The sequence below is a fragment of the Rhizobium freirei PRF 81 genome (assembly GCF_000359745.1).
Lineage (GTDB): Bacteria > Pseudomonadota > Alphaproteobacteria > Rhizobiales > Rhizobiaceae > Rhizobium > Rhizobium freirei.
In genome coordinates this window covers 396,913-410,011 of sequence record NZ_AQHN01000055.1, presented here as the reverse complement: position 1 = coordinate 410,011, position 13,099 = coordinate 396,913, and the positions used below count along the sequence as shown (strand labels likewise).

Below are 13,099 nucleotides of genomic sequence, written 5' to 3'. Positions count from 1 at the left end.
GCAAGGTAGGCGGCGGTCGCCGCCGCCCACTTTTGACATTCTAGAACGGTTCGCCGCCTCACGATATCTCTGAACCGCTCTATCTCTTTGTCTTTTCGCAATTCCGGACGGAAAACCGCTGCGCAGTTTTCCTGGAATTGCTCTACGGCCTATCCATATGATAGCAGGCCGCCGTCTGACCGGCGCGCACCTGCTGGGTCGGCGGCATCTGCGTGCGGCAGATATCCGTCGCCTTCCAGCAGCGGGGCGAGAAGACGCAGCCCTGCGGCGGGTTGAGCGGCGAGGGCGGATCTCCCTGCAGGCGGATGCGCTCGCGGCTCCGTGCCAGTTTCGGGTCTGGGATAGGGGCCGCAGAGAACAATGCCTGGGTATAGGGGTGGGCCGGATGGTCGAAGACCGTGGCGGCATCGCCAGCTTCCACGACCTTGCCGAGATAGAGCACGAGTACATCGTCCGAGATCAGGCGCACGACCGAAAGGTCGTGGCTGATGAAGATCAGCGTCAGGCCGAACTCCTTGCGCAGCCGGCGCAAGAGCGTAATGACCTGCCCCTGGATCGAGACGTCGAGAGCCGAGACCGGCTCGTCGCAGATGATGAGCTTCGGCCGGGTGATGACCGCTCGCGCAATGCCGATGCGTTGCGCCTGCCCGCCCGAAAATTCATGCGGGTAGCGGTTGATCATCTCGGGAACGAGACCGACGGCCGCCATGATCTCGCGAACGCGATCCTGCCGCTGCGCGCGGCTCAGCTTCGGCTCGAACACGGTCAGCGGCTCGGCGATGATGTCGCCGACGGTCATGCGCGGATCGAGCGAGGCGATCGGATCCTGGAAGATGATCTGCATGTCGCGGCGTGCGGCGCGCATTTCCTCTTCGGAGAGGTCGAGCAGGTTGCCGCCCTGCCACATGATGCGGCCCTTCTGCGCCTTGATCAGCCGCAGGATGGAGCGGCCGAGCGTGGACTTGCCGCAACCGGACTCGCCGACGATGCCCAGCGTGCGACCGGTCTTCAGCTCGAAGCTGACGTCGTTGACTGCCGTCAGAACCAGTGGCGGCTTGAAGAAGGACTTCGACGGCAGCTCGAATTCGGTGGTCAGATGTTCGACCTTCAGAAGCGTTTGTTCAGCCATGGACGAGGCTCCGTTCCTGATCAGTCGAAAGGGGGTGGAAGCAAGCCGCGCAGCGACGTGCCGCGAGCTGGTTTAGCGGCGGCGCGGCGTCGAGGCAGTCGTCCTCCACATGGGCGCAGCGCGGCGAGAAGGCGCAGCCGCGCGGCAGGTGCATCAGGTTCGGCGGTCGGCCGGGGATGACGGCGAGATCGTCGACATCCTGATCGGGGCGCGGGATCGAGGCGTGCAGCGCCGCCGTGTAGGGGTGCGCCGGATCTTCGAAGAGCTCCTCGACCGGTGCTTCCTCGACGATGCGGCCGGCATACATGACGGCGACGCGGTCGGCGAGACCGGCGACGACGCCGAGGTCGTGGGTGATCATGACGAGCGCCGTGTGCATTTCCGCCGTCAACTCGTTGAAAAGATCGAGGATTTGCGCCTGGATCGTCACGTCGAGCGCAGTGGTGGGCTCGTCGGCAATGAGAAGCTTCGGTTTGGTCAGCAACGCCATGGCGATAACGATGCGCTGGCGCATGCCGCCCGAAAGTTCGTGCGGGTAAAGGCTGAAGCGACGCGTCGGGTCAGGAATGCCGACACGCTTCAACATGTCCAGCGCCGCCGTTGAGGCAGCACGTGCTGTAAGGCCGCCATGAACCTCCAGCTGCTCCGTCAACTGCCGCGATATGCGCAGCGACGGATTAAGGGCGGTCATCGGGTCCTGGAAGACCATGGCCATGTCCTTGCCGCGCACGTGGTCAAGTTCGCGCGGCTTCAGCGTCAGCAGGTCCTTGCCGTCAAGCAGCGCCTGGCCGCTGGTGCGGCCGTTCTTGGCGAGCAAGCCCATCAGGCCGAGAAAGGTCTGGCTCTTGCCGGAACCGGATTCGCCGACCACGGCAATGCGCTCGCCGCGGCCGACCTTCAGGTTCATCTTCGAGACCGCCGCCACTTCGCCTTCCGGCGTGCGGAAGGTGATGGAGTAGTCTTTGAGTTCGAGAAGTGTTTCTGTCATGTCAGCGATCCTTCGGATCGAAAGCGTCGCGCAGACCGTCGCCGATGAAGAGCAGGCTCATCAGCAGCGCGACCAGGAATCCGGCCGGGAAGAGCAGCAGCCAGGGCGTCGTCTCCATGCCGGCCGAGCCTTCCGCAATGAGCGTACCGAGCGATGTCAGCGGCTCCTGAACGCCGAAGCCGAGATAGGAGAGGAAGCTTTCCGTGGCGATGATTTCCGGGATGGTCAGCGTCGCATAGATGACCACCGGACCGACGAGGTTCGGCACGATGTGTTTGAGGATGATCTTGAACGATCTTTGCCCCGAGGCCCGTGCGGCTTCGATGAATTCCCGCTGCTTGATCGACAGGGTTTGGCCGCGCACGATACGGGCCATGGTCAGCCATTCGAGCGCGCCGATCGCTGCGAAGAGCAGATAGACATTACGGCCGAAGATCACCATCAGCAGGATGACGAAGAGCACGTAGGGCAAGGCGTACATGATGTCGACGAAGCGCATCATGACGGCGTCGATGCGGCCGCCGAAATAGCCGGCGACAGCGCCGTACAGCACGCCGATGACCACGGAGACGAGCGTTGCCACGAGCGCGACGGTGAGCGAGACGCGGGTGCCGTAGAGCGTGCGCGCCAGCAGGTCACGACCGTTGCCGTCGGTGCCGAAGTAGTGGCCGGCGGCGAAATCCGGAGCGCCGCGGAAGGACGTCCAGTCAGGATCCTCATAGTTGAAGGGGAGGAAGCTGGGGCCGAAAATGGCAATCAGCACCAGCGATGCCAGCACGATCAGCGAAAGCGCGGCTGCCTTGTTGCGCAGGAGGCGACGCATCGCATCGCCGGTGAGGGATCGCCCTTTGGGTGCGAGCCCTTCTGCCGAAAGCAATTCCGCTTCCAGCAATTCTCTCTTGGCGGAATTGAGGATCATCGCATTCTCACTTTCGGGTCGAGCCAGGCATAGGCGATGTCGACCAGCAGGTTGAGGACCACGATCAGGACCATGTAGAAAATGACCGTGCCGAGGACCATGCCGTAGTCACGGTTAAGGGCTGCGCCAACGAAGTAGCGGCCGACGCCGGGGAGGCCGAAAATGCTTTCGACGACCAGCGAACCGGTGAGCAGATAGCTTGCCGCCGGTCCGAGATAGGAGACGACGGGCATCATGGCTGGTTTCAATGCGTGGCGCATGATCGTCAGCCGCGGGCCGATACCCTTGGCCTTGGCGGTGCGGATGAAGTTCTGGCCCATCACCTCGATCATAGAGCCGCGCATCAGCCGCGAGATGCGGGCCGCATGCGGCAGCGTCAGCACGATGATTGGCAGGATCAGGAATTTGATCGAGCCGTCGCCCCAGCCGCCGACCGGCAGCCAGCCGAGCGTGTTGCCGAAGACGAGCTGAAGGATCGGAGCGATCAGGAAGCTCGGCATGACCAGGCCGATGAGGAGCCCGCCGCCCAGCCAATAGTCGGCCGCACGGTTCTGATAAAGCGCCCCGAGACAGCCTATGAACACGCCGACGACGGTTGCGAGCACGAAGGCAGCGCCGCCGATGGTCAGCGTATAGGGGAAGCCGGACATGATCTGTTGGGTGACGGTGAAATCCTGATTGGCGAAAGAGGGGCCAAGGTCGCCCTTCATGACGTCGCCGACATAGATCAGGTATTGCTCAACCAGGGGCTTATCGAGGTTGTAATGAGCCGCGAGGTTGGCTTTGACTTCCGGCGGCAATGGCCTTTCGCCATCGAAGGGGCCGCCGGGAGCGAGACGCAGAATGAAAAAGCATACCGTTACGGCAATCCACATGACGGGGATTGTCGACAGCAGACGACGGAGAGCATAGCCAAACATGGTCTTAGACGCCTCCCTCCCGCTTTTGCCCGGGAGGGAGGCTGTTCCCAATTATTCTTTGATCGACAGCCAGCGCGTGCGGTGGATGTCTTGAATGTTGTCGACGAAGCCCTGGACCTTCGGGGCGACGATGTTCTGGGAAACGTAGTAGTAGATCGGGATCGCGGCGCTATCGTCGAGGGCCAGTTGCTCGGCCTGCTTGTAGATCTCGGCGCGCTTCTTCAGGTCGGTCTGCTCATTGCCCTGAGTGATCAGTGCGTCGTATTTCGGATTGCTCCAGCGGCCGTAATTCATGTCGACGCCGGTCGAGAGCAGGCTGAGGAAGTTGATCGGGTCGTTGTAGTCGGCGAGCCAGCCGGCACGGCCGATCTCCACTTCACCGCGCTTCATTCCATCGTAATGCACCTTGGTTTCGGTGTTGTAGAGCTCAACATCGACGCCGAGCGGCTTCCACATGGCGGCGATCGCGACTGCAATGCGCTTGTGGTTGTCGTTGGTGTTGTAGCGAAGCTGTGCCTTCAGCGGATGATCGGGGCCGAAGCCTGCTTCCTTCAGCAGCTTCTTGGCCTCTTCGACCTTCTGCTTGTAGGGTTCGTCCTTCCAGCTCACATAGGCCGGTTCGCCGTAATTGGCCGTACCCGGCGGCACCCAGGAATACATCGGCAACTCGCCGGTGCCGAGGATCTTCGGACCGATGACCTCGCGGTTGACGGCCATGGAGAGAGCCTGACGAACGCGCTTGTCGTTGAAGGGCGGCTTGGTGGCGTTCAGGACGTAGTAATAGGTGCCAAGGAACGGCACCACATGCGCCTGGCCTGGAAGGTTCTTCTGAAGCCATTCATACTGATCGGCGGGAAACGAGGTGACGACATCGAATTCGCCGGCGCGATAGCGCTTCAGGGCGGCTGCCTGATCTTCCAGTGTGTAGAAGTTCACCTTGTCGATCTTCACGTCCTTGGCGTCATAATACTGATCGTTCTTGACGTTGGTGACATGCGAGCCCGGCACCCACTCCACCGGCTTATAGGCGCCATTGGTGACGATATTCTCGATCTTGACCCATTGGTCGCCCTTGGCTTCGACGACATGCTTCGGCAGCGGATAGGCCGTGTAGTGCATCAAGGCGTTGAGGAAGTAGGGCGTCGGGTTCTCGAGCGTGATTTCCAGCGTCTTGTCGTCGATTGCCTTGACGCCCAGCTGGCTCAGATCCTTGATCTCGCCCTTGTTGATCTTTTCCGCGTTCTTGATCGTGTATTGCAGGTAGGCGTACTGGGCGGCAGTCTTCGGATCCATCAGGCGCTGAAATGCAAAGACGAAATCCTGAGCGGTGACCGGGTGGCCGTCGGACCACTTGATGCCGTCGCGCAGCTTGAAGGTATAGACCTTCTGGTCGGGGGAAATGGTCCAGCTCGCAGCCTGGCCCGGAATGGGATTGTCCTTGGGATCCTCAGTCACCAGACCTTCGAAAATATCGCCGTCGATGCGGTTCTCCCAATCGCCGGAAATCTTTTGCGGGTCGAGCGAAGTCGGGTCGCCGCCATTGTGGATATTGAGGGTCGCGGCATGTGCGGAGAAGCTCAATACCGTGCTGACGAGAGCCGTCGCTAGGAATTTTCTGGCGATATGAGTCATATGTTTTCCCACCTTTCTGGAGTTATTGTCCCTGATTTTACAGGGGTATTTTTGATCCTCAGGCGACCCATCCTTGCGGGTCAGTGGCGGAAGTTATCCGAAGCCGCGTCGCATTCAAGCCCAAAAGAGACGGACACGATCCAGCTGCGAACTTCCATGTTGATAAATCTCTAAAATTGATAGCGCGAATTTACACGCTCGCCAGTAGCATTCGGACCAGCCACTGATTGCGGCTTGCCGCCCGCGTCCGAGTATGCAAACTGGGAAGCCTTGTGCGATATCGAGGCGGCTTGATGAAATCGACGAATAAAGCGGCGCAGGCCGATTGGTGGCGCGGGGCGGTAATCTATCAGGTCTACCCGCGGTCGTTTCAAGACACGGATGCCAACGGGCTCGGCGACATAAAGGGGATTACCCGACGCCTGCCTCACATTGCCGCGCTCGGAGTCGATGCGATCTGGCTGGCGCCTTTCTTCACTTCGCCGATGGCCGATATGGGCTATGACGTCGCCGATTATTGCGATGTCGATCCGATTTTCGGCACGCTTGCCGATTTCGGCGAGATGATGGCGGCAGCGCACGAGCTGGGGCTCAAGGTCATCATCGATCAGGTCATTTCGCACACCTCGGATCGGCATCCCTGGTTCGTGGAGAGCCGGGCAAGCCGTGACAATCCGAAGGCGGATTGGTACGTCTGGGCAGATCCGAAGCCGGACGGCACGGCGCCGAACAACTGGCTGTCGATCTTCGGCGGGCCGGGCTGGGAATGGGACGGCGTGCGCCGGCAATATTACCAGCACAACTTCCTGACCTCGCAGCCGGACCTGAATTTTCACCATCCCGAGGTTCAGGACGCAGTGCTTTCGGCCGTGAGATTCTGGCTCGACCGTGGCGTGGACGGCTTCCGCCTGGATACGGTGAACTACTATTTCTGCGACAAGAAATTGCGGGACAATCCGGCGGCGCTTGTCGCGACGAGCGGGCTCGATGCCCCCGAGAGCAACCCTTACGGGATGCAGAACCATCTCTACGACAAGACACAGCCGGAGAATATCGGCTTCCTGAAGCGCTTCCGGGCATTGCTCGATCGATACGAGAACCGCGCGACGGTCGGCGAAGTGGGCGACGGCGCCCGCTCGCTGCAGACTGTGGCCGCCTATACAAGCGGCGGCGACAAGCTGCATATGTGCTATACCTTCGACCTTTTGGGCCCCGATTTCACGCCGGCACACTTCCGCCGTTGCGTCAGCGACTTCCAGGACAACGTGGTCGACGGCTGGGTCTGCTGGGCTTTTTCGAACCACGACGTCCAGCGCCATGTCAGCCGCTTTGCCGAAACGGAGGAAGAGCAGCCGCGCGTCGCAAAGCTTGCGATCTCGCTGCTTTCGACTCTGCGCGGCTCGATCTGCCTCTATCAGGGCGAGGAGCTGGGCCTGCCCGAGGCCGAGCTTGCCTTCGAGGATCTGCGCGATCCCTACGGCATCCGCTTCTGGCCGGCTTTCAAGGGACGTGACGGATGCCGTACGCCGATGCCGTGGGAGGCGAGCCGCGCCCATGCCGGCTTTACGACGGCCGACAAGTCGTGGCTGCCCGTTCCCTACCAGCATGCGGCGCTTGCGGCGGACAGGCAGGAGGCGGACAAGGATTCCGTGCTGCATCACTATCGGCAGACATTGGCCTTCCGTTCCGCGCATGCCGCCTTGCGCGATGGCGACATGACTTTCCTCGACACCGAGGAGGATGTTCTTGCCTTCACACGCTCCAAGGATGGCGGAACGCTGCTGTTCGTCTTTAATCTGTCCCGCAAGCCGGTGAAGGTCGTTTTGCCCAAGGATATCAAGCTGGGCAAGACGATCGCCATGCCGGGGTTCACCACCGCCGACGCAGGGTCGACGGTGGCGCTTGCAGCGCTGGATGTGTTCTGTGCACAGATGGGGTAGTTAGAGCAATTTCAGGAAAAGTGCGCGGCGGTTTTCCGTCCGGAATGCGCAAAAAACAAGGAGGTAGAGCGTTCTCGCGATTCGAAGAAGAGCGGAAATGATCTAAGGCACGCCGCGATCTTTCTGATGCGCTTCTCGCGCTTTAGATCTTTGATTTTACGCATGCCGGCGTCGCAAAGCCTCCGCACGACATGCTTTAGCGAATGAGCTTGTCGTAATCGGTGTGGGAGCCGATCCAGAACCAAACGAGATCGTCGCCATCAGCGACGGCAAGCGCTCGCCAGGAAATCCCGACCCGTGCCGACCAGAAACGACCTACCTGCTTAAGATGGAGCGAGGGATGCCTCGGATTTGATTTCAGCAGTTCGAAGTTGCGGTCGGCGAGTTCCTGCACATGCTTCGGCAACATTTCATAAGCCTGCCAAAATCGTGGCGCGGCGTGATGCTTCAAAGCGGTCGCGTCTTTCCGGCGCGAAAATCGGCAAGGGCTCCGTCCGCCAGCCGGTCCAGCTTGCCGGCACCTGCATCAGCTTCGATCTGCCTGTCCCAACGGGTCGCCTTCAGGGCTTCGAACCATTCGGTAAATGCCTTAAAGTCTTCCGGCGCCAAATCGACAATGTTTTTCTCAATCTGCTCAAGCTTTGTCACGATTGTTCTTTCAAGGACTCGAGCGGTTCAGCTTTTCACGAAATCTCCGAACTGCTCTATCTCTTTATTCTCCAGCAATTCCGGACGGAAAACCGCTGCGCACTTTTCCTGGAATTGCTCTAGACGGTTTTCATATCGTAGAAGAAAGATAGCAATCGGCTTTCATCAATTGAAGCCCCGGGGCTCGAATTGTTTGGTTGCCGATATCTTCGCGACACAAATTGCGATCCGCCGGATGTTTATTGCGGCAGGCTCGCCCGATCAGCCGATCAGCATGAACTTGTCGACGTCGACAAGACCTCTGTCCGATATTTTCAGATGCGGGATGACGGGCAGGGGCAGGAAGGCGAGCTGCAGGAAGGGTTCCTCCAGCGTCGCGCCGAGGGCATAGGCCGCCTGGCGCAGATGATGCAATGTATCGCGCACGCTTTCATAGGGCTCCAGGCTCATCAGCCCGGCGATGGGCAGGGCGATTTCACCTGTCACGACACCATCTTCAACGACGACGAAGCCGCCGTTGATGTCGCTGAGGCGATTGGCTGCAAGTGCCATATCGTCCTCATTGACGCCAACGACGCAGATATTGTGGCTGTCGTGACCGACGGTCGAGGCGATCGCGCCCTTCTTCAGACCAAAACCCTGGACGAAGCCGTTGGCGTGATTGCCGTTCTTGCCGTGGCGTTCGATGACGGCGACCTTGATGACATCATTGCCGAGATCGATATCGGTCTGGTTGCCGTTGGTCGGCAGGCGATAACGGCGATGTTGGGTGATGATCTTGCCGGGCATCACCCCGATGACGGAGCTTTCGCCCTCGCTGACCGGAACACCGAAATCAGCGGCGTTGATCGGACGGGCCTTGACGCTGTCAAGACCGACCGGGTCGACAGATTTGCGGGTCGCGAAGAGTTCGGCTGTCACCCGTCTGCCTGCGGAGAAGACAATCTCGGCCTTGCAGTTTTCGAGGCTGTCGATGACGACGAGATCGGCGCGCCAGCCGGGCGCCACCAAGCCGCGATCCCGCAGGCCGAAGGCGCGGGCGGCGGAGATGGAGGCTGCGCGATAGATCGCGAGCGGCTCCACGCCATGCGCGATTGCCGTGCGGATCATGTAATCGAGATGGCCCTGCTCGGCGATATCGAGCGGGTTGCGGTCGTCGGTGCAGAGCGCAAGATGGGGCGACAGTCGCTCGGTGATGATGGGCATCAGCGCATGCAGGTCCTTGGAGACGGAGCCTTCGCGCACCAGCACCTGCATGCCCTTGCGGATCTTCTCCAGCGCCTCTTCGGCGGTCGTCGATTCATGCTCCGTGCGAATGCCGGCCGCGAGATAGCCGTTGAGGTCGTTGCCGCGCAGCAGCGGCGCGTGGCCGTCGATATGGCCACCCTGGAAGGCTTCGAGCTTCGCCATGCAGACGGGATCCTTGTGGATCACGCCGGGGAAATTCATGAATTCGGCAAGGCCGATCACCTTCGGATGGTTGCGGAAGGGCAGCAGCGTTTCGATCGGCAGATCGGCGCCCGAGGTTTCCAGATGCGTTGCCGGCACGCAGGAGGAAAGCTGGACGCGGATATCCATGATCGTTTCGAGCGAGCAATCCAGGAAATAGCGGATGCCTTCGGTGCCGAGCACATTGGCGATCTCATGCGGATCGCAGATCACGGTCGTGACGCCATAGGGTAGGACGCAGCGATCGAACTCATGCGGCGTTACCAGCGAGGATTCGATATGTAGGTGGGTGTCGATGAAGCCGGGCACGACGATGCGGCCGGAGATGTCGATCTCCTTGCGACTTTGATAGGTGCCGCAGGTGCCGACGATGCGGTCGCCGCAAATGGCGATGTCCGAGGCGACCAGCTCCCCGGTCACCAGATCGAAGAAGCGGCCGTTCTTCAGGACAATGTCCGCAGGCTCCCGGCCGACGCCTTGGTCGATATAGCGTTCGAGTTTGGTGGTCATGGTGTCTTCCTGCATCCGCTGTGATTCCGTATTACCCCTCACCCTAACCCTCTCCCCGTTTTACGGGGAGAGGGGATCTATCCGAATTTGTTGATCGGACGGTGTTTTGGGAGTTCGACAGACTCCCTCTCCCCGTAAAACGGGGAGAGGGTTGGGGTGAGGGGCTATTTCTGCGGCATTGCCGGAAGGAACTTGAAGTCACGGGCCACCACCGCCTCGGTCAATCTGCCATCACAGATGGCTATGATGGTTTCAAGAACGGATGGCATAGCTGTAAGAACGTCAACATTCCAGAAGCGAGCGATAGACCAACCTTCGCAGGTCATGAATTCATCGCGGATGGCGTCACGCCTGTTCTCGGCATGTTGGCTGCCATCGACTTCGATGACGAGAGTTCGCTCCCGACAGACGAAATCAGCGAAATAAGGACCGATTGGAAACCGCCGGACGAATTTGAAGCCGTTCAGTCGTCGGTTGCGAAGTTCCGACCATAATTTCGCTTCGGCATCATTGTCCGACTGACGGAGGCTTGCGTGCGCGCTGCGTGGTTTTAGGCTCCGGACCGCGCATCTAACATCGCCATGAACAGCCCCTCACCCTAACCCTCTCCCCGCAAGCGGGGAGAGGGGATGCCCTCGAATTCGCTGATACCATTTTGCCTCATTGAGACGAGATGGTGCGATTTCGCCTTAGATATTATTCTGCAGGATCTCGCGAAGCTTGCCGAACAGCTCGTCGATATGGTGCTTCTCAATGATCAGCGGTGGCGAAAGCGCGATGATGTCGCCGGTGGTGCGGATCAGCAGGCCCTTTTCATAGGCCTTCAGGAAGGCGGTGAAGGCGCGTTTGGTGGGCTCGCCTGCGATCGGGTCGAGCTCGATGGCGCCGATCAGGCCGGTGTTTCTAATGTCGATGACGTTCGGGCAGTCCTTCAGCGAATGCAAGGCATCGGCCCAGTAGTCGGAAAGCTCGGCTGCGCGGGTGAGCAGGCCTTCTTCCTTGTAGGTGTCGAGCGTCGCAAGCGCTGCGGCAGAGGCGATCGGATTGCCGGAATAGGTGTAGCCGTGGAAGAACTCGATCATGTGCTCGGGTCCCTGCATGAAGGCGTCATGGATTTCCGAGGTGACGAACACCGCGCCCATCGGGATCACGCCGTTGGTCAGGCCCTTGGCCGTGGTGATCATATCAGGCTTCACATCGTAATACTGAGCAGCGAAGGGAGCGCCCAGACGGCCGAAGCCGGTGATGACTTCGTCGAAGATCAGGAGGATGCCGTGCTTGGTGCAGATTTCGCGCAGCTTCTGCAGATAGCCCTTCGGCGGAATGAGGACGCCGGTGGAGCCTGCAACCGGCTCGACGATGACGGCCGCGATGGTCGAGGCATCGTGCAGCGTGACGATGCGCTCGAGTTCGCTCGCGATATCGCCGCCATGCTCGGGCTCGCCGCGCGTGAAGTTGTTCTTGCCGGGCAGATGCGTGTGCGGCATGTGATCGACGCCGGTCAAGAGCGTGCCGAACATCTTGCGGTTCGAGACGATGCCGCCGACGGAGATGCCGCCGAAGTTGACGCCGTGATAGCCGCGCTCGCGGCCAATGAGACGGAAGCGTGAGCCATTGCCCTTCACGCGGTGATAGGCAAGCGCGATCTTGAGCGCAGTCTCGACCGATTCAGAGCCGGAGTTTGTATAGAGGACGTGGTCCAGGCCTTCGGGGGCGATATCGACGAGGCGGTTCGCCAGTTCGAAGGCCTTGGGATGGCCGAGCTGGAAGGCGGGGGCATAGTCGAGCTCGCCCGCCTGCTGGCGGATCGCTTCGGTGATCTTCGGGCGGCAGTGCCCTGCGTTTACGCACCACAGGCCCGCCGTTCCGTCCAGTACCTGCCGACCGTCATGGGTGGTGTAGTACATATCCTTGGCGCCGACGAAGAGGCGCGGTTCCTTCTTGAACTGACGGTTGGCCGTAAACGGCATCCAGAAGGCGCGCAAATCGTTGGGGGTGGCATTCAAACGGTCCGACATGCTGTTCTCCAATGGCCATTCGGGGGCCATTTCCCGTCTGCGGCGCTACGCCGCGCGATTATATTTACTGCCTGGTCAAATTATCAGCCGGCCTTTTTGCGTCAAGGCAAAGATGGTGTTGGGGAGGGGCGGCATGAAAGGGGCGCGTCTGCTCGGGCGGCGGATCGGACTTGATCCCGTGGGAGGCAGCTTGCCTGCGGGTGGTGCCGAAACACAAATGAAAAAGCCGGCAAATCACTGATTTGCCAGCTGAAGCAGTTAAGCGTGTGGTGATGAAAGAAAGTCGATCTTCCGGGGTAGAAAGTGTCCCTGCAAGACCGTTCGCCGGCAAAGCCGGGGCTCGTTGGAGCCCTTAGGCAGCCGATCTACTTTTTTCAGGTTCACAATAAATGTCTTCCAGCGTTTCGAGAACCCGGATGACCGATTCCGACGTGCTGGAGTAGTAAATCGTTTGAGCATCACGGCGCGTCTTCACCAGCTTCTGAGCGCGAAGCTTCGAAAGGTGCTGGGAAAGTGCCGATTGACTCAGTCCGACCTGATTGGCCAAAACGCCAACGGGAACCTCACCTTTAACAAGACTGCAAAGAATCAAAAGACGCTTTGGGTTCGCCATTGCAGATAATAATGCCGCCGCAACATTAGAGTGTTCGGCTAAATTTCTTGTCTTCATGTTTTAAACTTCCCAATGCGGAGCGCACATCAGAAATTGTGCTATTTCTATGCCGGTACCAAACCGATATTGAACAATACCAATAGGAGCCGAAGATTGTATATACCTAAATTTAAGGTATCGGGTATGCTGTTTTAGGCATGTACGTATGACAGCCGCGCGATGTCATAAAGGGCGGCCCGGGTCCGTTTCAGAACATCAATTAACCCAAAATAGGTCGGTTGCGATCACATATAGATCAGAAATCGCCCGGTTTTCCGGGCTATTGAATAGAAA

General features: G+C 59.7%; 11 protein-coding genes and 1 pseudogene. 1 reads left to right on the top strand and 11 read right to left on the bottom strand.

The genetic code is table 11. The features are described 5' to 3' along the window. Positions 1-142: 142 nt before the first annotated feature. The 5 genes from RHSP_RS11615 to RHSP_RS11595 are packed head-to-tail and all read right to left on the bottom strand — an operon-like array spanning position 143 to position 5,588. Positions 143-1,129: an ABC transporter ATP-binding protein gene (locus RHSP_RS11615; protein ID WP_004116684.1), complete on the bottom strand. Its 987-nt coding sequence runs from the start codon at positions 1,127-1,129 to the stop codon at positions 143-145. Further along, positions 1,122-2,117 carry an ABC transporter ATP-binding protein gene (locus tag RHSP_RS11610; protein ID WP_004116683.1) on the bottom strand — a complete coding sequence of 332 codons (996 nt, stop codon included), beginning with the start codon at positions 2,115-2,117 and terminating at the stop codon, positions 1,122-1,124. The genes RHSP_RS11615 and RHSP_RS11610 overlap by 8 nt, the downstream gene beginning before the upstream one ends. 1 nt (position 2,118) lies before the next feature. Continuing rightward, positions 2,119-3,036: an ABC transporter permease gene (locus RHSP_RS11605; RefSeq protein ID WP_004116680.1), complete on the bottom strand. Its 918-nt coding sequence runs from the start codon at positions 3,034-3,036 to the stop codon at positions 2,119-2,121. Next, a complete protein-coding gene (locus RHSP_RS11600) occupies positions 3,033-3,956 on the bottom strand; it encodes an ABC transporter permease subunit (RefSeq protein WP_037151297.1) in 924 nt (307 codons plus the stop codon). Before RHSP_RS11600 ends, RHSP_RS11605 begins: the two co-directional genes overlap by 4 nt. Positions 3,957-4,007: 51 nt before the next feature. Beyond that, positions 4,008-5,588, bottom strand: a complete 1,581-nt coding sequence (locus RHSP_RS11595) for a peptide ABC transporter substrate-binding protein (protein WP_037151295.1) — start codon at positions 5,586-5,588, stop codon at positions 4,008-4,010. A gap of 293 nt (positions 5,589-5,881) precedes the next feature. Between RHSP_RS11595 and bglA the strand changes: the two genes are divergently transcribed. Then, positions 5,882-7,528: a beta-galactosidase BglA gene (bglA, locus tag RHSP_RS11590; RefSeq protein WP_037151293.1), complete on the top strand. Its 1,647-nt coding sequence runs from the start codon at positions 5,882-5,884 to the stop codon at positions 7,526-7,528. A gap of 196 nt (positions 7,529-7,724) precedes the next feature. Here the strand turns inward: bglA and RHSP_RS11585 are convergent, their stop codons facing one another. The 6 genes and pseudogenes from RHSP_RS11585 to RHSP_RS11560 form a co-directional block, all read right to left on the bottom strand. Beyond that, positions 7,725-7,979, bottom strand: a complete 255-nt coding sequence (locus tag RHSP_RS11585) for a type II toxin-antitoxin system RelE family toxin (RefSeq protein WP_037151291.1) — start codon at positions 7,977-7,979, stop codon at positions 7,725-7,727. After that, positions 7,976-8,176, bottom strand: a complete 201-nt coding sequence (locus RHSP_RS11580; RefSeq protein ID WP_037151289.1) for a hypothetical protein — start codon at positions 8,174-8,176, stop codon at positions 7,976-7,978. Before RHSP_RS11580 ends, RHSP_RS11585 begins: the two co-directional genes overlap by 4 nt. A gap of 261 nt (positions 8,177-8,437) precedes the next feature. Continuing rightward, positions 8,438-10,135 (bottom strand): adenine deaminase, encoded by a 1,698-nt coding sequence (gene ade, locus RHSP_RS11575; protein ID WP_200863254.1) that lies wholly within the window; start codon positions 10,133-10,135, stop codon positions 8,438-8,440. Positions 10,136-10,299: 164 nt separating this feature from the next. After that, positions 10,300-10,705, bottom strand: a pseudogene (locus RHSP_RS33555) (endonuclease domain-containing protein). Positions 10,706-10,824: 119 nt separating this feature from the next. Beyond that, a complete protein-coding gene (gene aptA, locus RHSP_RS11565; protein WP_037151283.1) occupies positions 10,825-12,153 on the bottom strand; it encodes an omega-aminotransferase AptA in 1,329 nt (442 codons plus the stop codon). 352 nt (positions 12,154-12,505) lie between these two features. Continuing rightward, positions 12,506-12,823, bottom strand: a complete 318-nt coding sequence (locus RHSP_RS11560) for an ArsR/SmtB family transcription factor (RefSeq protein WP_004116664.1) — start codon at positions 12,821-12,823, stop codon at positions 12,506-12,508. Between the last annotated feature and the right edge of the window lie 276 nt (positions 12,824-13,099).

Bases quoted from the DNA above. Each gene is read 5' to 3' on its own strand.
- bglA (WP_037151293.1), top strand. From the start codon at position 5,882: ATGAAATCGACGAATAAAGCGGCGCAGGCCGATTGGTGGCGCGGGGCG.
- RHSP_RS11615 (WP_004116684.1), bottom strand. From the start codon at position 1,129: ATGGCTGAACAAACGCTTCTGAAGGTCGAACATCTGACCACCGAATTC.
- RHSP_RS11605 (WP_004116680.1), bottom strand. From the start codon at position 3,036: ATGATCCTCAATTCCGCCAAGAGAGAATTGCTGGAAGCGGAATTGCTT.
- RHSP_RS11560 (WP_004116664.1), bottom strand. From the start codon at position 12,823: ATGAAGACAAGAAATTTAGCCGAACACTCTAATGTTGCGGCGGCATTA.
- aptA (WP_037151283.1), bottom strand. From the start codon at position 12,153: ATGTCGGACCGTTTGAATGCCACCCCCAACGATTTGCGCGCCTTCTGG.
- RHSP_RS11595 (WP_037151295.1), bottom strand. From the start codon at position 5,588: ATGACTCATATCGCCAGAAAATTCCTAGCGACGGCTCTCGTCAGCACG.
- RHSP_RS11610 (WP_004116683.1), bottom strand. From the start codon at position 2,117: ATGACAGAAACACTTCTCGAACTCAAAGACTACTCCATCACCTTCCGC.
- ade (WP_200863254.1), bottom strand. From the start codon at position 10,135: ATGACCACCAAACTCGAACGCTATATCGACCAAGGCGTCGGCCGGGAG.
- RHSP_RS11600 (WP_037151297.1), bottom strand. From the start codon at position 3,956: ATGTTTGGCTATGCTCTCCGTCGTCTGCTGTCGACAATCCCCGTCATG.